Raw genomic sequence first — 25078 nt, forward strand, 5'->3', positions numbered from 1 at the left:
CCCGTGCAGGACGGGCCGCGGGAACGGCTCCGTTTCCCCGGCCGATCCTTGTCGGATCGCTGGCCTTCGGCGAAGTTCGTCCCGGCGCCGGGACTTGGGGGACGACATGGCCGAACCGCTGACGATCTATGGCGATCCGGGCTTCGGGAACTGCCTGAAGGTCAAATGGGTCGCCGCCCATCTCGGCCTCCCGGCGACGTGGCGCGATGTGGACGTCCCGGGGGGCGGAACCCGCACCCCGGCATTCCTGGCGCTCAACCCGGCCGGGCGGGTGCCGATCGTCGTCTTCCCCGACGGCGAAGTGCTGTCGGAATCGAACGCCATCATCGTCTACCTGGCGGAGGGCTCCGCCCTCGTTCCGGGGACGCCGTTCGACCGGGCGCGCATGCTGCAATGGATGTTCTGGGAGCAGTACAGCCACGAGCCCTACATCGCAGTCCGCCGTTACCAGCTTCATTTCCTCAAGCGGTCGCCGGACGCGCTCGACCCGAAGCTCACGGAGCGCGGCGCGGACGCGCTGCGGCTGATGGAGGCGACCCTCGCACGCACCGCCTTCATGGCCGGTCCGACGCTGACCCTCGCCGACGTGGCGCTGGTGGCCTACACGCGGATGGCGCATGAAGGCGGCTTCGACCTCGCGGATTATCCGGCGGTCCGGGCCTGGATCGGCCGCGTCGAGGCCGGGCTCGGGATCGGGCCCTATGGAGCGCCGGCCTGATCGAGCACCGCCGGCGCGGCGGCGGCCCCGTAATCCGGCAGGCTGACCCGCACCACCGTCCCCTCCCCGACCGTGCTCTCGATCGTGAGCCGGCCGCGGTGGCGGTTGAGGCTGTGCTTGACGATGGCGAGCCCCAGGCCCGTGCCGCCGCGCGCCCGGCTGGAGGCGACGTCGACCCGGTAGAACCGCTCGGTCAGCCGTGGGATGTGCTCCGGCGGGATGCCCGGCCCGTCGTCGGTCACCGACAGGACGATCCGGCTGCCGAGCCGGGGGTCGTTCTCCCGGGTCAGCCCGACGCCGATCCGGCCGCCGCCATACTTCACGGCGTTCTCGATGAGATTCTCGATCACCCGGGTGAGTTCGTCGGCATCGCCCGGGACGCGGTAGGGCCCGGCGCCGTCCTCGAACCGGATCGTGGCGCCCCGGGCCTCGGCGGGGGGGCCCTGCGCGTCGACCATCTGGCGGGCGAGCGCGCCGAGATCGACCACGCCGGTGGGCGCCACGTGCTCGCGCAGCTCGATCCGGGACAGCGACAGCAGGTCGTCGATCAGCCGGGTCATGCGCAGGGCCTGGACGCGCATGATCTCTAGGAAGCGCTCCCGGGCCTGCGTGTCGGCGCGGGCGGGGCCCTGCAGGGTCTCGATGAAGCCGATCAGGGTGGCGAGCGGCGTGCGCAGCTCGTGGCTCGCATTGGCGACGAAATCGACCCGCATCGCCTCCAGGCGCCGGGCCGAGGTGAGGTCGCGCAGGAACAGGAGCGCGCTGACGCCGGACCCGTCGGGCATCGGCAGGGCGCCGATCTGCACCTCGAAGGTCCGCTCCAGGGGGACCCGGGTCGACAGGGCGACCCGGCGCGGCATCCCCGAACTCAGCACCGCCTCGACGCTGTCGAGGACCTCCGGATCGCGCAGGGCGAAGGACAGGGGCCGGCCATGGTGCAGGGCCGGCAGCAGCGCCCGGGCGGCCGGGTTGGCCTCCACCACCAGGGTGCGCCGGTCCACCAGGATGACCGGGTCGGGGACGTGGGTGAGCAACGCTTCGGCGACCGCGTGACGCGGCGCCGTCGCCGTCGGTCGGGGCGGCGATTTCGCCGCGCCGCGTGAACCCAGCCAGCCGCCGATGGCGGTCGCGCCGAGACCCGCGAGGATCAGCGGGAGGTCGAGGTGCCCGGCAAGTGCGGCGGCGAGGCCGAACAGGCCCGCGGCGGTCGCGGCGCCGATCCAGGCTCGGGAGCTGCGCAGGCGGTCGGACATCGCCGTCCGGTCCGGTCAGCGCGGTCCGGGCTGGTCGTGCCACCCCTGCGCGGAGGGGCCGGCCGTGCCCTCCGGCGGTCCGGGATCACGCGCCCCGCCAGCGCGCTTCACGATCTCGTAGAGACCGAGCATCGCCAGGGCGGTCACGAACGGCACGACATAGTAGCAGCCCCGGAACAGCAGGAGCGAGGTCAGAACCTCGTTGCGGGGCAGGCTCGACAGGGCGAGCAGCACCGTCGCCTCGAACACCCCGATGCCGCCGGGGGCGTTCGACGCGATGCCCAGCATGGCGGCCAGCACGTAGATCGCCAGGAAGGTGGTGAACGCCAGGGTCGTCTCCGGCGGCAGCAGGACGTAGAGCACGGCCGCCGCCGCGCAGACGTCACCGATGCCGACGATCATCTGGCCGATGGAGACCGAGGCGCCGGGCAGTTCCAGGCGCCATTGCCTGACGGTGATGCTGCGCTTCTTGGCCGAGACCCAGGCGAGGTAGCCGAGCACCAGGGCCAGCGCGGCGAGGCCCACCGACTGGTTGATCCGGATCGACGTGAAGGCGAGCCCGGCGAGCTGGCCCGCCTCGATGATCAGGCTGAGGCCCAGGACCACGCCCATGCCCAGCCAGAAGGTGAAGCCGGCGATCACCGTGAGCGCGGCGATCTTGGCCGTGGAGAGTCCCTGCCGCGCATAGATCCAGTAGCGGATGGTGCCGGCGGTCAGCAGCGGGAAGCCGAGGGTGAAGCTCACCGCATAGCTGGTGAACGAGGCGAGCGCGGTGATCCGGTAGGGCACCTTGATCTTGAGCTGGCGCAGGGCCAGCGCGTCGTAGCCGGTGAGGAACAGGTAGCTGATGCCGACGAACAGGAAGGCGAGGCCGAGCTGCGCCCCCGTCGCCGCCGTGACCGCGGTGCGCACCTCCGCCCAGCTCACGCTCTGGACGAGCTTCCACAGCACGCCGAGGGAGACCGCGAACAGGACGATGCTGGCGGCCGTGCCGATCCAGGCATAGCGGCTGGCCCGGCTCTTCCGCGGCGCGGCCGCGGCGTCATGCTGGACCGGCTCCGCCGGTTCGGGCGGCGTCCGGTGCTGTCCCTGAAAGTTCATGCCGTTCGGCGTCCGCCCTTCCGGTTGCGCGGCCCCGCCGAGGGCGTCGAGCCCGCGCCGGATGATCCCGGACCGCGGCCCGTTGCCCCGCATGTAGGCCGAACCGGCGCGCAAGGCCAGGGAAGGGGCCGCGGTGGCGGGCGTTCTATCCCAAGCCGACTATCCCTGAGCCGACGATCCCTCAGTCAGATTGCCCAAGCCGACTTGCCCCTGCAGGAGCGCCGCGGCCTCCGACAGGCCGCGCCGGATCCGGGCGGCCACCTCCGGCGACGTGCAGACATAGGTCGGGCTCGGATGCGGCATCCGGATCACGGGCAGGTCGGGCCGGAGCGTCACGAATGCGGGCGCCGCTTCTCCGGCGAACCGGCCGGCCAGCACCGCCACGGCGAGGCGCGGCAGCAGGTCGAGGAGCGGCGCGAGATACGGCACGGCGGCGGCGGCCTCGGCCCGGCGGGGCGCCCGGTTGCGGGCGCCCTCCGCGTGGATCAGCCAGGGCACGGCGTTCCAGATCAGGGTGTCGGCCCGGGCGATCCCGGCCCCGGAGAGGAAGCCGAACAGGTTGGCGGCGGTGCCGTTCGCACTGTCGCGGGTGACGAAGCCGGTGCGCAGCACCGCCGGGCCGGGCGTCTCCAGGAGGAGCAGCATCCGGGCGCCGACGCCGCCGTCCAGCGGGTCGGGCGCGGGCACCGGGGCGCCGCGCTCCGCCGCGATCCGCGCGGCCAGGGCCCGGATCGGCGCGATGTGCGGGGCCTCGATCAGGGCGCGGCGGGCCGCGAGGGCGTCCGGATCGGCGAGCGATCTCGGTGCCGGCGGCTCAGCCGGCATCGAGGCCGGGGATCGCCGCCGCGTCGAGCCGGCCGGAGAGGCGGAACCGCTCGATCCCGTCCTCCCGGGCGAGCCGCGCGTCGAGGCCGGCTGGGCCGCCGAACTGGAAGCCGATCTGCGTGGCATAGGCCGCGCAGGCGGCCCGCTTCCGGGCCTGGGCCTCCGGTGCGAGGCGCATCCTGCGCGCGGGCCGGTCGATGAACTGCCCGGCGAGCGGCTCAAGCGGCACGGTCTCGCGGACCGTATAGGGGAAGTCGCGCCACCACAGGACCGGCTGCGCCGGACCGAGGCTGTCGAGTGCCCGGATCGCCTGCACGTGGTCGACATGGCCGCCGATCGCCTGCGGGGCGAGGAGGAGATCGGGAGTCTCGGCGGCGATCAGGTCCGCGAGGGCGGGCGCCAGATCGGCTGCGACGGCGTCGTCGGCGCGCGGGTCGGAGAAGAGTTCCGGGGCCGAGCCGTAGCCCCGGTGCGGCGCCTCCCGGAAGGGCAGATGGACCGGCGGGACGATGCCGAGTTCGGCGGCGGCGCGGCGATCCTCGTCCCGGCGCAGGGCCATGTAGTCGACCGCCGCCGAAAGGCCCTTGTCGAGCTGGCAGGCGAGGGCGAAGCCCGTCGGGTCGGCGACGCTGCCGGTGAACAGGGTCGCCATCACCACGCGCCAGCCGTCCCGCGCCAGGCTGGCCAGGAGGCCGCCGCAGGAGAAGGCCGCGTCGTCGAGATGGGGCGAGAGGGCGAGGGCTTTGGGCATGGGTCAGAGCCTATCGGCTTGGACAGATCCAACCCGCGCCCGCATCCTGAGGTGCTGCGGAGCAGCCTCGACGAAGGGCTCCGGGGATCGCAGCGCTGGCTGGAGGGCTCCTTCGAGGCCCGCTGACGCGGGCACCTCAGGATGAGGGAGGCGGGTGGGACATCTCGAATTCGCCGTCAAAGCAGGTGAGGCTCGGCGCGGAACCGGCAGCTCGGATCGTAGGGCAGATCCTCCGCGAAATCGGTCGCCGGCGTCTCGCCGCGCACGCGCCCGTAGACCTCCATGATCTGGCGCCCGACCGCATGCCAGGAATAGACTCGCCGGCACTCCGCCAGGCCGGCCGTGGCGAGGCGGCGGCGCAGTCCTGCGTCGGTGATGATCCGGGTCAGCGCGGCGGCCAGCGCCGGCACGTCGCCCGGATCGACCAGCAGCCCGTTCTCCCCGTCGCGCAGGCAGTCGGAGACCCCGACCGCGTGGCACGAGACCGTGGCGAGCCCGGCCGCCAGCGCCTCCAGGATCGTGTTGGAGAAGCCCTCCGCGTAGGTCGGCGAGACGAACACGTCGGCCCGGCGGTAGAGGTCGGGCACGTCGCCGTACTCGGCGTAACCCGTGAAGGCGATGTCGCGCTCCGGGAAGGCCAGTTCCGCGGCGAGGGCCCGGGCCGGCTCCACGTCCGGCCCGATCCCCGAGATCGTGGCCGCGAAGGGCGTGCCCTGTTCGCGCAGGATCGCCAGGGCCTGGATGAAGTCGAGCACGCCTTTCCGGCGGTCGACCCGGCCGTGATAGAACAGCCGCACCGGGCCGGCATGCGGCGCCGGCAGCCCGTCCGGCGTCCCCTGCGCGAACCGGCCCGTGTCGACCGCGCCGGGCACGATGGTGAAGTGGTCGGGGTCCGAGCCGAGTCGCCCGCAGACCTCGTCCACGAAGGAGGCGCCCCCGATCAGCAGGGCGTTGGCGTGGGCCAGGACCTCGCACATGGCGACCCGGTGGGTCTCGCAGCAGGAGCCGACCCAGTGGCCGTCGCCGCCCTGGATCGACACGACGCTCGGCACCCCGAGCCTGCGGGCGGCGAGCAGCACCGCCCAGCCGGTGGGATAGCCGTACTGCGCGTGCAGCACGTCGAAGGGTTTTTTGGCATGTTCTCGGGCGATGGCGTCCACCATGGTGGCGATGTCGCGCTCGAAGTCGCCGGAGGTCTGCTCGCCGAGCTGCTCCAGCCCGATCACCCGCACCCCCGGCACCGGCGGCGGCGGACCGCCCCCGTAGACCCGGGTGCCGAAGGCGTCGCCCCGGTACTGCGAGATCATCGTCACGTCGTGGCCGGCCTCGACCAGCTCGCGCAGCAGGTTCTGCGCGTAGACGCTCATGCCGGATATCGCCGGGAAGTAGCGGCGGCTGAGGAAGAGGATTCTCATCGGTACACCGGGAGGCCAGATGCCTCTCCCCCGTGTGGGCTATCGGATTTACCCATCCGGGGTGGCAGGATACGCTGGAGACAGCTCGGCTCTCCCTCCCCCCTCTGCGGGGGAGGGCGGCCCCCGGAGGGGGTCGGGAGAGGGGAGCGACGGTGCAAACCGGGGCGCACGCCCGCACATCTGCTCTGCCCGCTCCTGAACCCGGGTTCCCCTCTCCCGACCCATGCTGACGCAGGGGCCACCCTCCCCCGCAGGGGGGGGAGGGAGGGCGCCTGCGTCCGGCCATTGCCCTCATCTGGCAACGATGCCACCGTCACTGCCATTGCCGCCGGGTCTCCTGAGCGCCCGTCAGCACGGGGCCCGCGCGCCGGCAACCGCGGAGATAGTCCAGCGCCTGCGGGATCATCACGTCCGCCCGGTGGCTCTCCCGGGAGAGCTCGACGCAGATCAGCTTGCCGAAGCCGACCGCCTCCAGCGCCTCCAGCACCCCCGGAACGTCCATGTCGCCCTCGCCGAAGGGCAGGTGGATGTGGCTGCCGCGCTTCATGTCCTCGATCGCCACGGTGCCGATCCGGTCGGCGAATTCGCGCACGGCCGCGGCCGGCTCGCGTTCGCCGGTCACGAGGCAATGGCCGGTATCGAGGGCGAGCTTCAGCCCCGGCACGTCGAGGGCGGCGAAATCGTCGAGCGTCTCGATCAGCATGCCGGGCTCGGGCTCCAGGCAGGGCACGATGCCGGCCTCGGTGGCGAAGGCGGCCACCGTATGCAGCCCCTCCGCCAGCCAGTGCCGGGCCTCGCCGTGGTCCACCCCGGGCTTGGGCACGCCCGCCCAGAAGGAGACCGCCTCCGCGGAGAGCATGGCGCCGATCTCGACCGCCCGCTTGAGGAAGCCGACCCGGCGGCTGCGGCCCGCGGCGTCGGCGGTGACCAGCGTCGGCTCGTGCTTGGCGCCCGGGTCGAGGAGGAAGCGGGCGCCGGTCTCGATGACGCAGGCCAGTTCCAGCTTCTCCAGCAGGCTCGCGACCCGGCCTGCCTCCGCGGCCCAGGCCTCGGCGAACGGGTCGAGGTGGTGGATGTCCAGCGTCAGGGCCACGCCGTCGTAGCCCGCGGCCTTGATCAGGTGGAGCGCGTCGTCGAGGCGGTGGTTGGCCGCGCCGTTGGTGTTGTAGGCGAACCGGAGCGTCATGCCGCCCTCCCCTTCCGCTGGGCGAGGCGGAACGGCGCGTGGTGCGATTCCGGCTCGCGGTAGAGCGGATAGTGGCGCCCGACGATCCGCTCGGCCAGGGCCACGTCGAACAGCGGCTGGCCGCCGAACCGCTCCAGAGCCTCCGGGGTGAGGCGCACCGGGCGCAGGGTCTCGCTCTCCGTGCCGAAGCGGATCAGCGGGTGGTCGCGGTCGAGGAGCTTCCGCGTGTTGCGCTCGCCGATCCGGTAGTAGCTCATGGTCTCGACCTCGAGCCCCGGCACGATCGCCTTCACGACCCCGACCCCGCCGCCCGGGGGCGTGCAATCGACGTAGAGCACGTCGAAGCCGGCTTCGAGCAGGCGGTCGCAGGCGATCTTTCCGCGGGCATGGCCGTCGGGCGCCGGGGTGGAGGGCAATTCCGAAAAACGCTTGGTGCTCCGCTCGGAATAGACCGTGTCGGCGAGAACCCCGCGGAGGTCGGCGGCCGGCATCTCGATCCATTCGAGCATCGCCTGAAGGGCGCGGCTCTCCTCGAGGTCGAGGCTCGGCAGCGCCTTCTCGATGAAGGCGTCGATGTAGCCCGGCGGGGTCACGGTGGCGGCCATATCGAGGGGGCCGTGCCCGAAGGTCTTGCGGACCCGGGCGGCCTGGAACTCCAGCAGCGCCTTGCGCAGGGCCCGGTCCCGATCCGGATCGCAGGCCTCGCCGCAGGCCGAGAGGGCGATCGGGGCCGGGGTGCGGGCCGGATCCGCGTCGTAGCCGACGACGTAGAGGTTGGTCAGGCCGAACTGGTCGGTGGCAAATTTCGGCAGCGCCCGGATCCCGAGGTCCTTCAGCCGGGCCAGCATGGCGGCGTTCTCCGGGCCGATGCCGTCGAGGTCGAGCATCACCCCCTGATCGAGGGCCCGGAACAGGAGGCCGTTGCCGTCCCGCTGGAGCAGTTCCAAGACACCGTGGCCCAGGGCGAAGGGCACGTCGGGCCCGGCGCCGAGGCCATTGGTGATCAGGTTGGTGAAGGGTTTGTAGCCCTCCGACAGCTCGAAATAGTCGGTGGCCGCGATATCGAGCGGCATCAGCACGATCGCGCCGGTGGCGTGCCGCACCGTCGGCGTCCATTCCAGCACCGTGTCGCGGCCGACCGGGGAGCCGGCGGGCAGGCAGAGGGTGAGCGGGTCGGCGACGGATTTGGCGCCGTAGACGCGCGCCAGATCGTTGTAGCTCGCCCGCTCCTTGGCCCGCGGCAGCACGGCGAGCGAGGGCATCAGATTCTCGGCGATCTCGGCGACCGCGCCGATCAGCGCCTCGTCGTCGGTGGCGCCGTAGCCGATGCCCGACGGCATGGCGCCGACGAAGAACGGGTCGTCGAGGAACAGGGCCACGAACCAGACCGGCACGCCGGTGCGGTCGAGGGGCGCCAGCGGGAAACCGACGATGCGCCCCTCGGGCAGGACATCGAGATAGGCCCTGACCGGGTCCGGCAGGGTCTCGGGCAGGCCCTCGATCGGCCGCCTGGCGCCGAAGCGGTAGGGGCGCGGCGCCTTGATCCGCTCGTGGCGGGCGCGGTCGTCCTGGTCGTGGTTGGCGTCTGCGTTGCTCACGTCGTGTTCCCGTCTGCCTCGAACCGCCTCCTGCATCGCCTCATCCGATCCGCCCCCTCATCCTGAGGTGCCCGAGCGCAGCGGAGGCCTCGAAGGAGGGCTCCCGGGATCGCGCGGCCGACTGAAGCCCGCCTTCGAGGCCCGCTTCGCGGTCGCCTCAGGATGAGGGATTGCGTGAAAGATGCCGGGGTTGGTTCCTGATCGCGTATCCTGTCCGCTACCCGTGCCCGTAGGCGCGGGCGACGAGCCGCATGGTTTGAAGATCGCGCGCCGCCGACCAGGCCGCCCGCTCCTCGGGCCGGCGCAGGGCCGAGCCGAAGGCGCGGACCTGTTCGGTGAAGGGCGAGCTCTCGGCGTCGAAGGCGAGCGGCTCCGCGCGGCCGCTGGCGCCGTCGATGAAGGTCAGCGAGCCGCCGGCGGTCTGGCCCATCGTGTTCTCGGCCACGAGCAGGCCCCTGGTGCCGACCACCTCCAGGCGGCGGCGGGGCAGCGCGTCGGGGCAATTGTAGGCGACGTGCAGGCTCGCCAGCGCACCGCCCGCGGTTCTCCCGATCAGCAGGGCGCCGTCATCGACGGCGTAATTCTGGGCGCGGGTCTGGGTGAGGGCCGCGATGGCGGTGATCGGCTCATCGAGCAGGAAATCGACAAGGTCGAGTCCGTGCGGGGCGAGGTCCATCAGCGCGCCGCCGCCGGCCTGCGCGGCATCGATCCGCCAGTTCGGCTGGCCGGCCTCGGACCAGTCGCGCCCGAGCCAGCAGGCATAGACGATCCGAACGGCCGTCACGGTCCCGAGCCGCCCGGCCTCGACCTGGGCGCGGATCGCCCGGTGGGCCGGATGATGCCGCTGGTCGAAGGCCGTCCCGTAGAAGATTGTTTTGGACTCGACCGCGTGCGCGATGGCCTGCGCGTCCCCGAGGGTCGCAGCCATGGGCTTCTCACACAGGATCGCCTTGCCGGCGGCGGCCAGTGCCTCGACGGCGACGCGGTGGAGGTGGTTCGGCGTCGCCACGTAGACCGCCTCGACCTCGGGCTCGGCGAGGAGGCCGGCAAGATCGGCATGGCCCCGGGCCCCCACGCCTTCCGCCGCGGCTCGGCTCGCCGGGTCCGGATCGCAGACCGCGACCAGCCGGTGCCCGGCGGCCCGGATGCCCGGCTCCATGTAGTCGCGGGCGACCCACCCGTAGCCGACGATGCCCCAGCCGACCGAATCCATCACCACCGCTCCGGCAGGTCGACGAACTCGCGGACCCGGACGCGCTGCGCTTGCGGCCTGTCGAGGCTGCCGTCGAAGGTCAGGTGCTCGGGGCCGGGGGAACGCATCGGATAGGTGGCGCGGGGGGCGTATTCCGCCTCGTAGCGCTCCGAGGGCCAGCGGATGACGTAGTGGGCTACCGGCTCCGCATCACTCCCTTTCCCCTCCGCGGGAAAAGGTGGCCCCCGAAGGGGGTCGGGAGAGGGGAGCCCGGCGTCCGGAAGGAACGCGGCCGTCACGAAGGTCGGTGCTTCTTCCTGAACCGTCGCTCCCCTCTCCCGACCCTCGCTGACGCGAGGGCCATCCTCCCCCGCAGAGGGGGGAGGGAGGGAACCCGCCGCGACCGGCTCGTACAACGGGTTGAGCCGCAGCACCGTCCCGGGCTTCGGCAGGGTCAGGCCGTCGACCAGCGCGCGCGGCGCCGGGCGCATGCCGGGACCGCACACCACCGAGAAGGCCTCGCAGGTCCCCAGGGCGGCTGGCTCCTGCGGGGACGGTGCCCGCGCCGCGACCAGCGCCCGGGTCAGCTCCGCGTCGTCGTAGACCAGGGCGTCGGGGAAGAGTTCGGCGATCTCCTCGGCGGTCACCGCCCGCCCGGCCGAGAAGCCGGGGCAGTCGCGGTTGTGGATGTGGCTCAGGGCCAGCCAGCCGTCGTCGCCGGCATTCTGGCGCAGGCAGTCGAGCAGCGTCGCCTTGTCGTCGAGGAAGTAGAAGGCATCGTTGCAGGCGACGAGATCCACCGGCGCCCCGGGGATCGGCCAGTGCGGCGAGCCGGCATCGAAGCAGACGAGCTGGGCCTTCTCGCCCACCACCCAGTGGCGGGCGACCCAGAGCTTGGCGAAGACCACGTCGGCCCCCGCGACCTTGCAGCCGCGGCTCTGCAGCGCCCGGAGGTAATGGCCGATGCCGCAGGCGAACTCGAACACGCAGATCGGATCGTTCCAATGCGCCTCCAGCAGCGACAGGCCGGCCAGGAAGGTCGGGTCGCTCCAGCGGTGCAGGAAATAGTCGCCGACGCGGCCCCAGCCGAGGAGATGCACGGCGTCTCGCAGGCTCGCCGTGCGCCGCTCCCTGATCAGCCGGACGATCCCGGCGGGGTCGGCCGGGGGCCCGGTCCACCAATCGTCCTGGTCCGCGAGCAGGGCGGCCAGCGCCTCGTCGGCCTCACCGGCATCGAGATGGGCCAGCACCCGCTCGACCAGGGCCTCGCGGCCGACGCGCAGGTACGGGATGGCGTCGATCACGGGCCAGCGCGCGCCGGTCTCCGCATCGCGCAGGGCGTGCGGGCCGTCGGCCTTCAGCGCGTTGCCGGTATCCGGCGATCTGAGTTCGAAGGGGATCATGGCTCTCGGGACCGCCCCGGCAGATGGGCGGCGGGGTCCTGCGATCAAGGGATGCGCATGTCGCGCAGGACACGATCGTGGAAACCCTTCACAGGCCCGGCATGGACCAATTCCCACTCGTCGAGCACCAACGCCATCGTGGTCGAAGCCCCGCGCAGGTGCTGGGCGATCTGGAGCACGCGGTCGACGCAATCGGCCGCATGGAAGGCGCGGCCCTCCGCGGTGGCGTCGTCCGGGAGCACGGCGCGGGCGCGCTCGACCTGACCCCTCAGGGGCTCGGCGAGTTCGGCGAGCGCCCAGGCGGTCGTGGTCGCCATGATCGGCCCGAGATGGTCGCCGAGCAGCATCTCGCCGGTGAAGCCGGCATCCGGCATCGCGGCGTTGTGGAAATGGTGCGCCATCGCGGCCAGGAACACGGTCGTCGGATCCGCCCGGTAGAACGAGCTGAGGCAGACGCCGTAGGCCGCCACGATCAGGCAATGCTCGGCGTGGTTCTCCGGCGGCTCCAGCAGGATCCGGGCGCGGCCGGGACAGGTCACGCCCGCCCGCGGCTGCCGCGCCAGGGCGCCGACGAAACCGGGCAGCGAACCGGGCCGGCCCGCCGGGCGCGGCGCCAGCCTTGCGCGCAGCCGGGTCCGGAGATCCGGATCGAGATCCCCGGTCACCGCGTCGAAACCCGCGACCAGCACGGCGGAGGCCGCGTCCTCGGACAATCCAGCCGCGGTCAGGAAGGCCGCGTCGAGGTCGCAGAGGCGGGTCGCCGCGAGGGCGACGGCGGTGATGTCCAGGGCGACATCCTCGGGCGGGGTGCCGCCGGTGAGGAGGCCCCAGCCCTGCGCGAACAACCGCTCGGCGATCGATCCGTCACGGCCCGCCGAGCGGACGCGCTTGAGGTCGTTCATCTCGACCAGAAGGTCACGCAACGCCTCCGGCGCTGCGGCGCCGGAGGCGGATCCTTGGTTCTCGCTGGGCATCGGCTCTTTCAGACAGCGGTCGGCGGTTCGAGCGGGCGTTCACCGAATTCCGCGCAGGCCCCCCCGGACCATCACTTTTCGAAGGCGGAAACGCGGGTCCCCTCCCGTTGCGGGGAGGGGAGTGCGCGGTGGCGCATCGACGCCCGTTCAGTGCACACCCAGCCAGTCGCGGAGCATCTGCTCCTGCTTGCCGAAGGCGTGCTCCGGCCCGTGGCCGTTCTTGACCATCGGGGCCTTGAAGAAGGTCGAGAGCTGCTCCTGCACGCCACCGTCGCCGCGCTTGTTGGCGAGGTCGAGCACCCGGGCGATCTCGATGACCAGGGGCGCGGCCAGGATTGAGTCCTTGCAGAGGAAGTTGACCTTGATCTGCATGCGCTGGCCCATGAAGCCGGTGACGTCGATGTTGTCCCAAGCCTCCTTGTCGTCGCCGCGCGGGCGGTAATAGTGGATGTGCACGAGGTGGTCCTCGACCGGGTAGCCGAGGATCGAATCGAGCACCGTGCCCTTGGTGTTGAGCTTCGACTGCAGCGAGTTCGGGTCGTTCAGGGCGAGGCCGTCGCGGTTGCCGAGGATGTTGGTCGAGAACCAGCCGTCGACATGCAGCGCGCGCGCCTTGAAGGCGGGGGCGAGCACGGTCTTCATCATGGTCTGTCCGGTCTTGCCGTCCTTGCCGGCGACCGGGACGTTCAGCTCCTTGGCGAGATCGAGGAGCGCCGGCACGTCGGCGGCGACGCTCGGCGTGAAGTTCGCGTAGGGGATGCCGCTCTTGATCGCCGCGTAGGCGTAGAGCATCGCCGGCGAGATCGCCTCGTCGCTCGAATCCAGGCCCTTCTCGAAGGCCGCCGTGGAGTTCAGGGTCGGGTCGTTCAGATCGGGCCAGCGTTCCGTGGAGGCGAGGTTCACCACCACGACGTCGTCGAGGTTGCTCTCCTTCTGGAACCGGCGCAGGTCGTTGGCGATGACCGAGACCGCCTCGCGGTGGTCCCGGGCGACGATGCGGTTCTGGCCGTCGATGTTCTTGCAGAACTTGGCGCTGCCCACGGCCGGCCAGGGGGTGATGCCCTTCAGCGCCGTGGCGCCGTCCTCGATGTCGTCCTTCGAGAGCACGCCGTGGCCGCTCGCCGCGGACGCGAGGTCGTCGCCGTTCAGGTCCCAGCCGCCGAAGACCAGGTCCTTGTAATCGGCCATGCCCGCCACGGAGAGGCCGGCGAGCGGCAGCCCGTCGAGCCGGTTCGAGCCGGATTTAATCATCTCGATGCCGGCGATGGCGGTGGTGGCGACGGCGCCCCCCATGCCAACGAAGGCGACACCGACGCGGCGACCGGACTGCATGCTCATCGGAAAATAGTGTCCTTCTGGGGACGCGCGAAGCGTCTTGGGGAAGCGTCTTGGGACGGAAAGGTCGACCCCCCCGGGGCCGTACCTAACTGGCTCCGGCGTGCGGCGTTCCAAGCCGAATGCGACAACTTTGCGCCTCCAGAGAGCGAGACGTGTCCGGATCGCGGCGCCGGCGCGGCCTTAACGGCCACGGTTAACCCTTCGTTGACCGTGCCACGCTTGGATCACCGGGCCGTCCCATTCTGGTCACGGCCGGCGCCGATAGGGCCGCCGCTTCACGGAGCCCGGCCGCCAGATGCCGGGCCGACGCAGGGACAGATCTGAAGAGGACCAGTGATGGGGGTTTTCCCGGAGCCGGCGCGTTGCGCCGACGACGTGAGCCGACTCGTGCCGAACGCGAGCCGTTTCGAGGATGACGCGGTGGCATGGCTGCCGCGGGACGGCCGCGGGACGGGCCGCCGCTCGGGCCGGGCGCGGCTCCGCCAGATTTCCGGAACGCTGGCCCTGGGTCTCGTCGCCGGTTTCGGATTGCCGCAGGCGGCCTTCGCGCCGGCCTATTTCGCGCCCCCCGCGCAGGCCCACGATCGGGTCGATACCAGCCCGCACGCGGCCCGGGCCCTCGCCGCCGAGGCTCCGGCGCCGGATTTTCCGTTGCGGTCGAGCCTCGACCAGGACGTGCCGCAGGACGCCTCGACCGAGGCCCCGACCGACTGGAACGGCCTGCCCGTGCCGGAGCAGGAGCCCGCCACGACGGCGCTGATCCAGGACGACCTCGCCGCCCTGCCGCGGATGACGCAGGATCAGGGCGCGGACGCGGTCCGGTTCGGCGAGCGCACCGTGCCGCGCAAGGTGGTCGACACGATCGTGAAGGCCTCCGACGAGGCCGGCGTCGACCCCGTCTACATGATGGCGCTGGCCGATAAGGAATCGAGCTTCGACACGGACGCGAAGGCCGCGACCTCCTCGGCCCAGGGACTGTTCCAGTTCGTCGCCCGGACCTGGCTGGAGATGATCCGCGATTACGGCGCCCGCTACGGGCTCGCCGACGAGGCCGCCGCCGTGAAGGGCCGGGGCAATGCGATCACCGTGGCCGGCGCCATGCGCGCCCGGGTGCTCGGCCTGCGCAACGACCCGCGGATCGCGGCGCTGATGGCCGCCGAACTGATCAAGCGAGACCGGGAGCGGATCGAGGCCCGGCTCGGCCGCGCGCTGACCACCACGGAACTCTACCTCGCCCACTTCCTCGGCACCGCCAGCGCCGGGCGCTTCCTGTCGCTGTCCTCCGAGAAGCCCGACGAGGTCGCGGGCCGGGAGTTTCGCAGCGCCGCCCGGGCCAATCGCGGCCTGTTCACCGAGAAGGCCGGCGGCAGGCGCCGCAGCCTGACGGTCGCCGAATTGCACGGCCGGATCGACGGCATGATCGACCGGCGGCTCAATCGCTATCAGGGCGTGGCCGCGGTGGCGGTGGCGCTCGACAGGGCGCCGGCCCCGACCGAGACCGCCACGGAGGATACGGCCCCGGATGCCGGCCCCCGCCGCGTCGAGGTGACGGAGGCGCTGCCGCCGGACGGCGTGTGAGCGGCACCGGGTCCGGTCTCGCTCCTGGGTGCTCCGGACTTGAGGCTCGACGCCGGCGGCTGAGCGCGATGGCTCCCCCGCCACGTGGGGTGACGGTGTTCACGGGCCGCCCGGACAAGGCACGACGCGCCCCCTCTCCCGTACGGGCTACGTGAGTCACGCATCCCGCTCCGGATCGTCCTCGGCTCGAACGAAGGCTCGCTCCAGCGCTGCCACGCGCCCGCCCTGCCCCCTCTGCGGGCTACCGGATGCCCACATCTTCGACGAAAGCGGGCGGCGGCCGGACACAGTCGCGTCTCCCTCCCTCCCCTGCGGGGCCGGGTGGCCCCTGCGTCAGCAGGGGTCGGGTCGGGACGTGGTCCCGCAGGAGGGAAACCCGGTTTTCAGAAGACGGCGCGGCCCTCATGAAGGCTTACGCTTCCTTCTGCACCGTCGCTCCCCTCTCCCGCCCCCTCCGGGGGCACCCTCCCCCGCAGAGGGGGGAGGGAGGGCGCGTGTCATCTCTGGGGCGGGCCTGAAGTCCATCCGGAACGATCCAAAACCCGATGTGCGAACCGCATCGCCCGCACGAAGACTGAGACCGCCGCCCCCCGTTCAATCGCCGATCCGGCCGCGCTTGTAGCCGAAGCCCGGTATCTCGCAGCCGCAGGACACGTCGGGCGGCGCGGGCGGTGTCGGGCAGGTCCCGCGGGACGTGACGCAGACGCTGTCGTCCCACCGGCGCCGGTCGAAGGATTCGCGGCCCCGATCCCGGGGGCGCTCATACCCGTCGTAGGGCGGCGGCGGGGGACGCCGCGACCAGTCCCAGTCGTCGTCGCCCGCCGGCGGCGGCGGCGGGCGGGGCACGGGCCTGGACGGGGCGTATTCGTAGCGGTCCGGTCCGGGCTGTCCGTAGATGTAGACCTTCGGATCCGGGCCGACCTGCGCCGCTGCGGGACCGGCGAGCGGCGCGCCCAGGGTGAAGATCGCCAAGACCGCCACGGTCGCTTGCGTGATCCGCTGTCCCATCCCGGTCCTGCCTCGAATCCTCGGACGCGCGATCCTGCGCGTTCGGGCTGGCCTGAACCTGTGCCGCGGCGAAAACGCAGGGGGATCGCGATCGCGGGCGCGGCCGTTGCCCGAACGGGATCGGGCCGCTACCTACGCTCTGCCGTGCGCCGACCCGCCGCCATCCCGTCCAACCCCATCCCGCCCGGCCCAGAGTCACCCGAGGACCGCTTCATGGAGCTGCTCAGGCTCGCCGCCCTCGACGCCGAGGACCTGACCGTGATCTCCGCGCATCTCCAGGACGCGATCCTGCGGCCGGAGGATCTGACCTACCTCGGCGACGAGCAGCGGTTCCTGATGGTCGCGCGGCGCTTCGACTGGACGCCCGACGTCCCGCCCCGGCGGCGCCTCACCGGCCTGCATGTCGAGCGCGTCCGCGCCGTGAGGACGCGCGGGCTCGTGCGGGACGACGCGATGCCCATGAGCCTGCTGGCCCTGACCTTCGCAGCCACCGACGCGCCCTCCGGCCATGTCGATCTCGTCTTCTCCGGGGGCGCGGCGGTCCGGCTGGAGGTCGAATGCATCGAGGTCCGGATGAAGGATCTCGGTCCGGTCTGGGAGGCGGCCACGCGCCCCGGCCACGACATCGACCGGATCGATCTCGACAGGGCCAGCATCGACAGGGCCAACCCGGCCCCCGGCCCGGCGGCCTGAGAGGAGACAGAGGCTTCCGATGGTCCGGCTCGACAGCACAGATCCGCATTTCGCCGCCGATTTCGCGCGGCTGCTCACGGTCAAGCGCGAAATTTCCGAGGACGTGGACGAGGCGGTGCGCGGCATCATCGCCGACGTGGTCGCCCGGGGCGACGACGCCCTGGTGGACTTCTCGCGGCGGTTCGACCGGCTCGGGGCGGCGTTTTCCGCCGGGACCCTCCGGGTCACTGAGGCGGAGATCGCCGCGGCGGTCGAGGCCTGCCCGCGCGACGCCCTGGAGGCCCTGCGCCTGGCCGCCGAGCGGATCGAGGGCTTCCACCGCGCCCAGCGGCCGACGGATCACCGCGCCACCGACGCCCTCGGGGTGACGGCCGGCTGGCGCTGGACGGCGCTGGAATCGGTCGGCCTCTACGTGCCGGGCGGGACGGCGAGCTACCCCTCCTCGGTGCTGATGAACGCGCTGCCGGCCCGGGTCGCCGGCGTGCCGCGCGTTGTCATGGTAGTGCCGACCCCAGACGGCCAGATGAACCCGCTGGTGCTCGCCGCCGCACAGCTCGCCGGCGTCCACGAGGTCTACCGGGTCGGCGGCGCCCAGGCGGTCGCGGCGCTCGCCTACGGCACCGCCACCATCGCGCCGGTCGCCAAGATCGTCGGCCCCGGCAACGCCTGGGTGGCGGCGGCCAAGCGCCGGGTGTTCGGCCAGGTCGGCATAGACATGATCGCCGGCCCCTCCGAGGTGCTGATCCTGGCCGATGGCCACGCCAATCCGGACTGGATCGCCGTGGACCTCCTGGCCCAGGCCGAGCACGACGTGGCCGCCCAGGCGATCCTGGTCACCGACAGCGCCGATCTCGCCGGTGCCGTGGAGGCGGCGGTCGAGCGCGCGCTCACCACCCTGCCCCGCCGGGAGATCGCCCGGGCGAGCTGGCGCGATTACGGCGCCGTCATCCGGGTGCGCGACTTCGACGAGGCCGTCCCGCTGGTCGACCGCCTCGCCCCCGAGCACCTGGAGATCGAGACCCAGGATGCCGAGGCACTGGCCGCCAAGGTCCGCAATGCCGGGGCGATCTTCCTCGGCTCCCACACGCCGGAGGCGATCGGCGACTATGTCGGCGGCCCCAACCACGTCCTGCCCACCGCCCGCTCGGCGCGGTTCTCCTCGGGGCTCGGGGTGCTCGACTTCATGAAGCGAACCACGATCCTGGCCTGCACCCCGGAGAGCTTGCGGGCGCTCGGCCCGGCGGCGATAACCCTCGGCCGGTCCGAGGGCCTGGAGGGGCATGCCCGCTCCGTCGCGATCCGGTTGAACCTGTGAGGTTTTGGGGATGGCGGAGAAGCAGCGCGGGCCGAACCGCCTCGCGAAGGTGAGCCTGGACGAGGCGTCCATCGCCCGCGGCAACCCGGACCAGGAGCACGAGCGGGCGATCGCCCTGTTCGACATCCTGGAGGACAACGTCTTCGCCATCCCCGGGCGCGAGGGCCCCTATGTCCTGACGCTGGGCCTGGTGGAGAACAAGCTGTCCTTCGCGATCGGCACCGTGGAGGGCGATCCGGTGATGACGCACCTCCTGTCGCTGACGCCGTTCCGGCGGGTGATCCGCGACTACGAGATGATCTGCGAGAGCTATTACAACGCGATCCGCACCGCCTCCCCGTCGCAGATCGAGGCGATCGACATGGGACGGCGGGGCCTGCACAACGAGGCGTCCGAGACCCTGCGGCAGCGCCTCGAAGGCAAGGTCGACCTCGACCACGACACGGCGCGCCGCCTGTTCACCCTGATCTTCGCCCTGCACTGGAAGGGCTAGGGCGCCGTCCGGCCCCGAGCGCGATGGCTGACCCCGTCCCCGAGACCATTCCCAAGAAGCGGCGGGTCCAGTCGGTCCTGTTCATGTGCAACTACAACGCCGTGCGCTCGGTGGCCGCGGAGGCGATCGCGCGCGCCTATTTCGGCAAGTCGACCTACGTGCAGTCCGCCGGGGTGCGCTCCGGCGAGCCGACGGACCCCTTCATGATCGCGGCGCTCGACGAACTCGGCATCGACGCGAGCCGGCACCGCCCCCGCACCATCGAGGAATTGGAGGACTGGGAGGGGCTGAACTTCGACCTGATCATCACCCTCGCGCCGGAGGCCCACCACCGGGCCCTCGCCCTGACGCACACGCTCGCGGCCGATGTGGAATACTGGCCGACCCCGGACCCGACGCTGCTGCAGGACGCCTCCCGGGAGCAGCGCCTGGAAGCCTATCGCGATGTCCGCGACGGGCTGACCCGGCGGATCAAGGCCAGGCTCAAGGGGTAGCCGCGCCGGGCCGCGTCACGCCTCGTTCGGGGATGCCCGGCCGCGGTCGCAGCCTGCGGAGTCACCGCGCATGATGGTGGACGCACCCTGCCGGTCCCACAACGTGTGGGCATCCGGTCGGCAAGCCCACGATGCAAATTCCTGCTACAAACCGTTCGCAAAGAATGATTCGGTAGCCCGTCATGACGATCGTCCGTTATTGCAGCGCAATTTTTATTCTATACACATTCTTAATCTGCTCCGCCGAGTCACAATGGAGTCCGGTCGGCGGGCTACTCGATGTCCCGGTCACGAACAACTGTTCCGTAACGCGGGACGAGGTCGCGACGGCGAAGTCGGACGGGATCTTCTACTGTCCGGTACGCGCCAGGATTGTCGATTCTCAGGTGGCGGATGCGAGTCATTTCGATCTTGTTCACGCCTATGCGATCCTGGCGATTCATACCAGTTCCAAGAAGCTGGCCGATTGTTGGGCCGCGCATCGTCTGGCGACGGCCCCGAACGGCCCGTACTATGTCCGGCAGTGGATCACCTACTGGAGAGCGTACGGCGCGAAGAATTTCAGCTACGGCGCGCCCGAGCAGCGGATCGCCAACGTCAGGAGCTGCTGCGCCTGCGGGGTTTGAGGATGGGGCGCATCGCGCCGGTCCCCGGTCCGGGCTGATGCTCGCGACGAGGCGGCGGGCGTTCTGCGCGCGGCCCCGGTCACCCTTGGGCGAGGCGAACCGGCGTCCGGCGCGGCGGCGAGCGCCGTAGCGCCTCCGTTCGAAACCCGGATCGCCGTTCGGGCGCCGCTCCGGCCTCAGCCGGAACCGCCGCCGATCAACCATGCGCGGAGGCGGCCGGCCAGCAACGGACGGGCGTGGGTCACGTCCTCGTCGTCGAGGAGCGGGGAGCCCGCCAGGGCGTCGAGATAGGCGCTCTCGGGAGTCCGGCACGCGCGGAAGGCGGCGTCGGCGGCCCGATCCCGTGCGGTCAGCGCCGCGTGAATCCGGAAATTGCGGGCGAGGCAGTCGCGCCAGATCGTGTGCCGCGTCGCGGTCTCGCCGGCCGCCCCGGCCGTGCAGGACAGGCCGAGGACGAGCATCGCCACGGCGATGGGCACCGGCAAGATATGGCGGGCTGGCGGCATCGATCGGGCACTCCGTCCGTCCCGGGACAGGGTGGCGCGGAGCGGGTTAGCACCCGGTTAACCGCCCCCCCGATCCCCCGCCGGACCGGCGCCCCATCGGCTGCCCTGCCCCGCTCAGCGGTTTGCGGTCGTGACCGGGGAGGTGACGCCGCCGAGGGAGACCCAGGCGACGGCGTCCTGGCTCTCGCGCTTGATGAACACGTAGCCGGTCTTGTGCCAGGGCAGGATCGCGCTGGTCTTGTTGTCGAGCACGAGGTCGCCCCGGTCGGTGATCAGCGTGAGCACGGCGTGGCCCTCGCCCTTCTCGTCGATCACCACGGTCATGCGCATCGCCCGGCGCGGCAGGCCGGCCTCGGCCAGCAGATGGCGCTTGAGCAGCTGGAAATCCTCGCAGTCGCCGATGCCGTCCTCGGCCAAGTCCCAGCGGTCGGCCACGTGCAGGTGATCCTGGTCGGTCATCGGCTCGACCGCCTTGTTGACCCGCCGGTTCACCGACACGATCGTCGCCCAGGTCGAGGCCGTCAGGCTGATCCGCGCCGGCTCGCTCCGGTCCACCGCGCACTCCGCCCCGTAGCTCTGGCAGAACGTCACCCACGCCGCGATCGGCTTCGCCTCCCCCTGGATCCGCGCGCCCACCTCCGCCGGAAGGCTCGCCAGGGTCTGGGCTTCGGCCGCGAGGCCGCCCAGGCCGAGAGACGCCAGGACCAGGACGAACGCCGCGCGGCAGCCGCGGGAGAGCCGACGGGATGCAGAGCGGGAAACCAGTCCCTGCACCTTGGAAACCGCGAACCGCATCGCCGGGACTCAACCGTTAAGCTCTCGTTAACGAAAGCTCTCACGCCGGAGGCCCGGCGGCAATCCGCCGATTAACAAAAGGTTAACGCTGTGCGCAACACGGATAAGACCGCCACAGCGCCGGGCCCGGGGGCGGCCCGGGCGGCAGCGCGAAATCGTGAAGGCGGGACCCTGCGCCCGGCGCGGCCGATCGCCGTTGTCCCCCGACCGTGCCACCGCGAGGACGCAAGTGGGCGGCAGGAGGAACGCCCATGGGGTACGCATCGAACGGGGTTGCCGGGACCATCGTGGCCGGGTTTGCGGCCATGGCCCTCTGGACGGTTCCGGCCGCGGCGGCCCCTCCCGCCGCCGCACCGGATACCCCCGCGGGTTCGTCCGACCTGAAGAGCGACGGGCCGACGCAGCCCGCCAAGGTGCAGGACGGCCAATACACGGACAAGAACGGCGATCCGACCTATCACGTCACCGACAACGGCAAGAAGGTCGATTGGTACACGATGTCCGGCTACCTCCGGTATAGCGCGAACTGCATCGTATGCCACGGGCCGGACGGCATGGGTTCGACCTACGCGCCCTCCCTGGTCGACGCCCTGAAGGGCATGGACTACGCGCATTTCGCCGGCATCATCGTCGGCGGCAAGAAGGACGTGAACGCCGCCCAGGAACTGGTCATGCCGGCCTTCGGGGATAACCGGAACGTCATGTGCTACATGCCCGACATCTACACCTACCTGCGCGCCCGCGCGGATGGTGCGCTGGGCCGCAACCGCCCCTCCGAGCACGAGCCCAAGCCCGCGGCCTTCGAGAAGGCCGAGGATGCGTGCATGAAGTGAGGCCCGGCGCCGGACACCCGGTATTGGCCGGCGGAACACCCCGTTGCGCCGGTCGATTGCGCGCGACATACTCGGCCCGCGACACGGGAGAGCGGACGACAAGTCCGCCAAGGGGGGCCGCAGGGGGTGAGACGTGGCTCTGGGATCGGGTGTGCGCCGCCATCTGTGCGGCATCTGGACGGCCTGGACGGAGGCGGCCACGGCCACCGACGCGGTCGCGGACATAGCCGGGGCGATCCGTGAGGCCCGTCTGTCGCAGATCATCGTGTTCTTCTCGGCCGAGTACGACGCCGGGATCCTGGCCCTGGAACTCGCGGCCCGGTTCCCCGCGGTGCCGGTCTCCGGCTGCTCGATGTCGGGGGGCATCGCGCCGGCCGGCGGCCTCGACCGCGGCCTCGTCGCCATCGCGTTCCCCGCCGAGCGTTTCCGCATCGTCTCGACCGTGCTCGACGCCATCGACCACCTCGACGTGGAGCGCACCGCCTCCGCGGTGCGGGGGCTGCGCCGCACCCTCGATCCGCTGGACCAGGGCCGCGAGGGCGATCCGGCCCCGACCGGCCGCCGCTTCGCCCTGTCGCTGATCGACGGGCTGGCCAACGCGGAGGAGACCGTCGTGTCGGCGATCGCCTGGGCCCTCGACGGCATCCCGATCGTCGGGGGCTCGGCCGGCGACGACCTGCGCTTCCGGGACGCGGTGATGCTGCATGGCGGCCGGATCCACCGCAAGGCCGCGATCCTCGTGCTGGTGGAGACCGACTTCGCCGTCGAGATCTTCAAGAGCGACAATTTCGAGCCGACCCGGACCAAGTTCGTGGTCACCGCCTCGGACGGCGAGCGCCGCACGGTGCACGAACTCAACGCCGAGCCGGCGGCGCGGGAATACGCCATGGCGATCGGCCTGGACCCCGAGGGCCTGTCGCCGATGAGCTTCGCGGCCTATCCGCTCGCCGTGAAGGTCGGCGGCGAGTATTTCTGCCGCTCGATCCGGCGGATGAACGAGGACGGCTCGCTCAGCTTCTTCTGCGCGGTCGACGAGGGGGTGGTGCTGACGCTCGCCGAGCCGCGCGACATCGTCGCCTCGACCCGGGCCGAGCTGTCCCGCCTGGACCGGGTGCTGGGCGGCGTCGACCTGATCATCGGCTTCGAATGCGTCCTGCGCCGCCTGGACGCCGAGAGCCGTCAGGTGCGCCACGGCATCACCGACCTCTACCGCCGCTACAACGTCGTCGGCTTCGAGACCTTCGGCGAGCAGTACCGGGCGATGCACCTGAACCAGACCTTCACGGGCATCGCCATCGGCAGAAACCTCAATGACGAGAGCCTGGCGGCCTCCGGCGAGGCGCCGGCCGCGTCGTGACCACGCATCCGAACGGGCTGGAGACCGACGCCGCCCTGCGCCGGCGGATCGCGAAGCTCGAGCGGATCAACGCGGCGCTGATGTCCCATGTCGAGCGCAGCATGGACCAGCGCGGCAGCGCCTACTCGCTGTTCCAGACCGCGATCATGCTGGAGGGCCGCGTCCGCACCCGCACCGAGGAGCTGACCGGGCTGATGCACCGGCTGGAACGCTCCAACGCGGCCCTGGCCGCCGCCAAGGAGGAGGCCGAGACCGCCAACCGCTCCAAGACCCGCTTCCTGGCGGCGGCGAGCCACGACCTGCTGCAGCCGGTGAACGCCGCCCGCCTGTCGATCTCGGCGCTCGCCGACCTCGACGGTCCGCCGGAGGCGCGCACCATCGCCGGTCAGGTCGAGCGCGGGCTGCAGACCATCGAGGACCTGATCAAGACGCTCCTCGACATCTCCAAGCTCGATGCCGGCATCGTCCGGCCGCAGCCGCAAGCGGTCTTCCTGCCCGGCCTGCTGGCCGAGCTGGCGGAGAGCTTCAAGCCCTTCGCCGAGCGCAAGGGCCTGCGCCTGGCGGTGCGCTGCCCGGACCTGACCGTCACCAGCGACGTGGTGCTGCTGCAGCGCATCCTCCAGAACCTCGTCTCGAACGCGGTCCGGTACACACAGACCGGCGGGATCGTCCTGGCGGCCCGCAGGCGGTCCGGCGGCGTCCGGATCGAGGTCACCGATACCGGCTGCGGCATCGCCCCGGAGGAGCGCGACCTCGTGTTCGACGAGTTCTTCCGCGGCGGCGTCCGCTCGGGCGGCGGGGAGGAGCCGGGCCTGGGCCTCGGCCTGTCGATCGTCCGCCGCATGGCCCAGGCGCTGGACCATCCCCTGACCCTGGCCTCGCGGCCCGGCCACGGCACCCGCGTCAGCCTGGTTTTGCCCCTGAGCGCGGTCCCGGCCGCGGCCGCGCCGCCGGCACCGGTGGCGACCCGCCTCTCGGGGGCCCATGTCCTGGTGGTCGAGAACGACGCCTCCACCGCCGAGGCCCTGGGCCGCCTGCTCGAGAACTGGGACGCCCGGGTCTCGACCTTCCGCGACCTCGCCGGTGTGCGGGCGGCCATCGCCGCCGGAGCGGCGCGGCCGGACATCCTCGTTCTCGACTACCACCTGGACGACGGCGCCTGCGGCCTCGACGTCGCCGCCTATCTGCGGGGCCTGCGCGCCGATCCGCTCCCGGCGATCGTGACCACCGCAGACCATTCCGCCGCGGTGGAGGCGCGGGTGACGGCGGCGGGGGCCGAGCTCGTGCGCAAGCCGGTCAAGCCGGCCCAGCTCCGCGCGCTGCTCACACACATGCTGGCCTGAGCGGCTCGAGGCTGATCACAGGGCGCGGCGTGCCCCCTCTTCCATGCGGGCTTTGATGGTGAGGCATCGACATTGGCAGAGGCCGGATCCGCGCGTCTCCCTTCCCCTCTGGGGGGGAGGGAAGGCGCAGGGGAAGTCGGGAGAGCCCATTGCAACCGGTGAGCCCGAAGCTGTTGGGGAACGGGCGCGGCGCAGGACGAAGCGCAACACCCTCTCCCAGGCGCACGCCGCGCAAGCAGAATGCAAACGGTGACCCGGCGGAAGGCCAAGCCGCGCAGCGGCG

General features: G+C 71.7%; 25 protein-coding genes. 10 read left to right on the plus strand and 15 right to left on the minus strand.

Going from position 1 to position 25078, the window contains the following annotated elements:
- Nucleotides 1-106 precede the first annotated feature (106 nt).
- Nucleotides 107-718, plus strand: coding sequence for a glutathione S-transferase family protein (locus AC3IF3_RS07620; protein ID WP_489228079.1), 612 nt, complete (start codon nucleotides 107-109; stop codon nucleotides 716-718).
- On the opposite strand, the gene AC3IF3_RS07625 is transcribed toward AC3IF3_RS07620, so the two are convergent.
- The 11 genes from AC3IF3_RS07625 to AC3IF3_RS07675 form a co-directional block, all read right to left on the minus strand.
- A complete protein-coding gene (locus AC3IF3_RS07625; protein ID WP_489214966.1) occupies nucleotides 700-1971 on the minus strand; it encodes an ATP-binding protein in 1272 nt (423 codons plus the stop codon). The genes AC3IF3_RS07620 and AC3IF3_RS07625 overlap by 19 nt on opposite strands.
- Before the next feature lie 15 nt (nucleotides 1972-1986).
- Complete coding sequence (locus tag AC3IF3_RS07630; protein ID WP_243971660.1) at nucleotides 1987-3072, minus strand: lysylphosphatidylglycerol synthase domain-containing protein; 1086 nt, start codon at nucleotides 3070-3072, stop codon at nucleotides 1987-1989.
- A 159-nt stretch (nucleotides 3073-3231) separates the two neighbouring features.
- Nucleotides 3232-3897, minus strand: coding sequence for a uracil-DNA glycosylase (locus tag AC3IF3_RS07635; RefSeq protein ID WP_489228080.1), 666 nt, complete (start codon nucleotides 3895-3897; stop codon nucleotides 3232-3234).
- Nucleotides 3887-4648 carry a PIG-L deacetylase family protein gene (locus tag AC3IF3_RS07640; RefSeq protein ID WP_489214970.1) on the minus strand — a complete coding sequence of 254 codons (762 nt, stop codon included), beginning with the start codon at nucleotides 4646-4648 and terminating at the stop codon, nucleotides 3887-3889. The genes AC3IF3_RS07635 and AC3IF3_RS07640 overlap by 11 nt, the downstream gene beginning before the upstream one ends.
- Nucleotides 4649-4824: 176 nt before the next feature.
- Nucleotides 4825-6063, minus strand: coding sequence for a glycosyltransferase family 4 protein (locus tag AC3IF3_RS07645; RefSeq protein ID WP_489228082.1), 1239 nt, complete (start codon nucleotides 6061-6063; stop codon nucleotides 4825-4827).
- A 313-nt stretch (nucleotides 6064-6376) separates the two neighbouring features.
- The gene (locus tag AC3IF3_RS07650; protein ID WP_243971667.1) at nucleotides 6377-7249 is read right to left on the minus strand and encodes a sugar phosphate isomerase/epimerase family protein; all 873 of its coding nucleotides are present in this window, start codon (nucleotides 7247-7249) and stop codon (nucleotides 6377-6379) included.
- Nucleotides 7246-8883: a YcaO-like family protein gene (locus AC3IF3_RS07655; protein WP_489228083.1), complete on the minus strand. Its 1638-nt coding sequence runs from the start codon at nucleotides 8881-8883 to the stop codon at nucleotides 7246-7248. Before AC3IF3_RS07655 ends, AC3IF3_RS07650 begins: the two co-directional genes overlap by 4 nt.
- A gap of 181 nt (nucleotides 8884-9064) precedes the next feature.
- Nucleotides 9065-10060, minus strand: coding sequence for a Gfo/Idh/MocA family protein (locus AC3IF3_RS07660; RefSeq protein WP_489228084.1), 996 nt, complete (start codon nucleotides 10058-10060; stop codon nucleotides 9065-9067).
- Nucleotides 10060-11442: a methyltransferase domain-containing protein gene (locus AC3IF3_RS07665; protein WP_243971673.1), complete on the minus strand. Its 1383-nt coding sequence runs from the start codon at nucleotides 11440-11442 to the stop codon at nucleotides 10060-10062. Before AC3IF3_RS07665 ends, AC3IF3_RS07660 begins: the two co-directional genes overlap by 1 nt.
- Before the next feature lie 44 nt (nucleotides 11443-11486).
- The gene (locus AC3IF3_RS07670; protein ID WP_489228085.1) at nucleotides 11487-12416 is read right to left on the minus strand and encodes an HD domain-containing protein; all 930 of its coding nucleotides are present in this window, start codon (nucleotides 12414-12416) and stop codon (nucleotides 11487-11489) included.
- A 147-nt stretch (nucleotides 12417-12563) separates the two neighbouring features.
- A complete protein-coding gene (locus tag AC3IF3_RS07675) occupies nucleotides 12564-13754 on the minus strand; it encodes an inositol-3-phosphate synthase (RefSeq protein WP_243971677.1) in 1191 nt (396 codons plus the stop codon).
- A gap of 336 nt (nucleotides 13755-14090) precedes the next feature.
- Between AC3IF3_RS07675 and AC3IF3_RS07680 the strand changes: the two genes are divergently transcribed.
- Complete coding sequence (locus AC3IF3_RS07680; protein ID WP_489228086.1) at nucleotides 14091-15332, plus strand: transglycosylase SLT domain-containing protein; 1242 nt, start codon at nucleotides 14091-14093, stop codon at nucleotides 15330-15332.
- Nucleotides 15333-15926: 594 nt separating this feature from the next.
- Here the strand turns inward: AC3IF3_RS07680 and AC3IF3_RS07685 are convergent.
- Nucleotides 15927-16340: a hypothetical protein gene (locus tag AC3IF3_RS07685; protein WP_489228088.1), complete on the minus strand. Its 414-nt coding sequence runs from the start codon at nucleotides 16338-16340 to the stop codon at nucleotides 15927-15929.
- Between the two features lie 213 nt (nucleotides 16341-16553).
- Here AC3IF3_RS07685 and AC3IF3_RS07690 point away from each other — a divergent pair, with 213 nt between their 5' ends.
- Genes AC3IF3_RS07690 through AC3IF3_RS07700 form a run of 3 tightly spaced genes read left to right on the plus strand, consistent with a single transcriptional unit; the run spans nucleotide 16554 to nucleotide 18841 of the window.
- On the plus strand, nucleotides 16554-17033 hold the full coding sequence (locus AC3IF3_RS07690) for a DUF2948 family protein (protein ID WP_489228089.1): 480 nt from the start codon (nucleotides 16554-16556) through the stop codon (nucleotides 17031-17033).
- A gap of 19 nt (nucleotides 17034-17052) precedes the next feature.
- Nucleotides 17053-18348, plus strand: a complete 1296-nt coding sequence (hisD, locus tag AC3IF3_RS07695; RefSeq protein WP_489228090.1) for a histidinol dehydrogenase — start codon at nucleotides 17053-17055, stop codon at nucleotides 18346-18348.
- 10 nt (nucleotides 18349-18358) lie between these two features.
- Entirely contained in the window at nucleotides 18359-18841 is a 483-nt protein-coding gene (locus AC3IF3_RS07700; protein ID WP_243971686.1) for a UPF0262 family protein, read from the plus strand.
- On the opposite strand, the gene AC3IF3_RS07705 is transcribed toward AC3IF3_RS07700, so the two are convergent.
- Entirely contained in the window at nucleotides 18807-18890 is an 84-nt protein-coding gene (locus tag AC3IF3_RS07705; protein WP_409564864.1) for a hypothetical protein, read from the minus strand. The two genes, AC3IF3_RS07700 and AC3IF3_RS07705, sit on opposite strands and share 35 nt — an antisense overlap.
- On the opposite strand from AC3IF3_RS07705, the gene AC3IF3_RS07710 reads away from it, so the two are divergent.
- Nucleotides 18865-19335: an arsenate-mycothiol transferase ArsC gene (locus AC3IF3_RS07710; protein ID WP_489228092.1), complete on the plus strand. Its 471-nt coding sequence runs from the start codon at nucleotides 18865-18867 to the stop codon at nucleotides 19333-19335. The genes AC3IF3_RS07705 and AC3IF3_RS07710 overlap by 26 nt on opposite strands.
- A 182-nt stretch (nucleotides 19336-19517) precedes the next feature.
- Nucleotides 19518-19961: a hypothetical protein gene (locus AC3IF3_RS07715; RefSeq protein WP_489228094.1), complete on the plus strand. Its 444-nt coding sequence runs from the start codon at nucleotides 19518-19520 to the stop codon at nucleotides 19959-19961.
- A gap of 176 nt (nucleotides 19962-20137) precedes the next feature.
- On the opposite strand, the gene AC3IF3_RS07720 is transcribed toward AC3IF3_RS07715, so the two are convergent.
- Nucleotides 20138-20467 (minus strand): hypothetical protein, encoded by a 330-nt coding sequence (locus AC3IF3_RS07720; RefSeq protein ID WP_489228095.1) that lies wholly within the window; start codon nucleotides 20465-20467, stop codon nucleotides 20138-20140.
- Between the two features lie 114 nt (nucleotides 20468-20581).
- Nucleotides 20582-21262 (minus strand): transglutaminase-like cysteine peptidase, encoded by a 681-nt coding sequence (locus tag AC3IF3_RS07725; protein WP_489228097.1) that lies wholly within the window; start codon nucleotides 21260-21262, stop codon nucleotides 20582-20584.
- A 251-nt stretch (nucleotides 21263-21513) separates the two neighbouring features.
- On the opposite strand from AC3IF3_RS07725, the gene AC3IF3_RS07730 reads away from it, so the two are divergent.
- From AC3IF3_RS07730 to AC3IF3_RS07740, 3 genes are all read left to right on the plus strand, one after another.
- Nucleotides 21514-22095 (plus strand): c-type cytochrome, methanol metabolism-related, encoded by a 582-nt coding sequence (locus AC3IF3_RS07730; RefSeq protein WP_489228099.1) that lies wholly within the window; start codon nucleotides 21514-21516, stop codon nucleotides 22093-22095.
- A gap of 151 nt (nucleotides 22096-22246) precedes the next feature.
- On the plus strand, nucleotides 22247-23452 hold the full coding sequence (locus AC3IF3_RS07735; RefSeq protein WP_489228101.1) for an FIST signal transduction protein: 1206 nt from the start codon (nucleotides 22247-22249) through the stop codon (nucleotides 23450-23452).
- Nucleotides 23449-24795: an ATP-binding response regulator gene (locus AC3IF3_RS07740; protein WP_489228103.1), complete on the plus strand. Its 1347-nt coding sequence runs from the start codon at nucleotides 23449-23451 to the stop codon at nucleotides 24793-24795. The genes AC3IF3_RS07735 and AC3IF3_RS07740 overlap by 4 nt, the downstream gene beginning before the upstream one ends.
- The last annotated feature ends 283 nt before the right edge of the window (nucleotides 24796-25078 follow it).

The organism is Methylobacterium sp. J-118, assembly GCF_057836565.1.

Coding starts and splice junctions, on each gene's coding strand:
- AC3IF3_RS07620 (WP_489228079.1), top strand. CDS start 107: ATGGCCGAACCGCTGACGATCTATGGCGATCCGGGCTTCGGGAACTGC.
- AC3IF3_RS07625 (WP_489214966.1), bottom strand. CDS start 1,971: ATGTCCGACCGCCTGCGCAGCTCCCGAGCCTGGATCGGCGCCGCGACC.
- AC3IF3_RS07630 (WP_243971660.1), bottom strand. CDS start 3,072: ATGAACTTTCAGGGACAGCACCGGACGCCGCCCGAACCGGCGGAGCCG.
- AC3IF3_RS07635 (WP_489228080.1), bottom strand. CDS start 3,897: ATGCCGGCTGAGCCGCCGGCACCGAGATCGCTCGCCGATCCGGACGCC.
- AC3IF3_RS07640 (WP_489214970.1), bottom strand. CDS start 4,648: ATGCCCAAAGCCCTCGCCCTCTCGCCCCATCTCGACGACGCGGCCTTC.
- AC3IF3_RS07645 (WP_489228082.1), bottom strand. CDS start 6,063: ATGAGAATCCTCTTCCTCAGCCGCCGCTACTTCCCGGCGATATCCGGC.
- AC3IF3_RS07650 (WP_243971667.1), bottom strand. CDS start 7,249: ATGACGCTCCGGTTCGCCTACAACACCAACGGCGCGGCCAACCACCGC.
- AC3IF3_RS07655 (WP_489228083.1), bottom strand. CDS start 8,883: ATGCAGGAGGCGGTTCGAGGCAGACGGGAACACGACGTGAGCAACGCA.
- AC3IF3_RS07660 (WP_489228084.1), bottom strand. CDS start 10,060: ATGGATTCGGTCGGCTGGGGCATCGTCGGCTACGGGTGGGTCGCCCGC.
- AC3IF3_RS07665 (WP_243971673.1), bottom strand. CDS start 11,442: ATGATCCCCTTCGAACTCAGATCGCCGGATACCGGCAACGCGCTGAAG.
- AC3IF3_RS07670 (WP_489228085.1), bottom strand. CDS start 12,416: ATGCCCAGCGAGAACCAAGGATCCGCCTCCGGCGCCGCAGCGCCGGAG.
- AC3IF3_RS07675 (WP_243971677.1), bottom strand. CDS start 13,754: ATGAGCATGCAGTCCGGTCGCCGCGTCGGTGTCGCCTTCGTTGGCATG.
- AC3IF3_RS07680 (WP_489228086.1), top strand. CDS start 14,091: ATGGGGGTTTTCCCGGAGCCGGCGCGTTGCGCCGACGACGTGAGCCGA.
- AC3IF3_RS07685 (WP_489228088.1), bottom strand. CDS start 16,340: ATGGGACAGCGGATCACGCAAGCGACCGTGGCGGTCTTGGCGATCTTC.
- AC3IF3_RS07690 (WP_489228089.1), top strand. CDS start 16,554: ATGGAGCTGCTCAGGCTCGCCGCCCTCGACGCCGAGGACCTGACCGTG.
- hisD (WP_489228090.1), top strand. CDS start 17,053: ATGGTCCGGCTCGACAGCACAGATCCGCATTTCGCCGCCGATTTCGCG.
- AC3IF3_RS07700 (WP_243971686.1), top strand. CDS start 18,359: ATGGCGGAGAAGCAGCGCGGGCCGAACCGCCTCGCGAAGGTGAGCCTG.
- AC3IF3_RS07710 (WP_489228092.1), top strand. CDS start 18,865: ATGGCTGACCCCGTCCCCGAGACCATTCCCAAGAAGCGGCGGGTCCAG.
- AC3IF3_RS07705 (WP_409564864.1), bottom strand. CDS start 18,890: ATGGTCTCGGGGACGGGGTCAGCCATCGCGCTCGGGGCCGGACGGCGC.
- AC3IF3_RS07715 (WP_489228094.1), top strand. CDS start 19,518: ATGACGATCGTCCGTTATTGCAGCGCAATTTTTATTCTATACACATTC.
- AC3IF3_RS07720 (WP_489228095.1), bottom strand. CDS start 20,467: ATGCCGCCAGCCCGCCATATCTTGCCGGTGCCCATCGCCGTGGCGATG.
- AC3IF3_RS07725 (WP_489228097.1), bottom strand. CDS start 21,262: ATGCGGTTCGCGGTTTCCAAGGTGCAGGGACTGGTTTCCCGCTCTGCA.
- AC3IF3_RS07730 (WP_489228099.1), top strand. CDS start 21,514: ATGGGGTACGCATCGAACGGGGTTGCCGGGACCATCGTGGCCGGGTTT.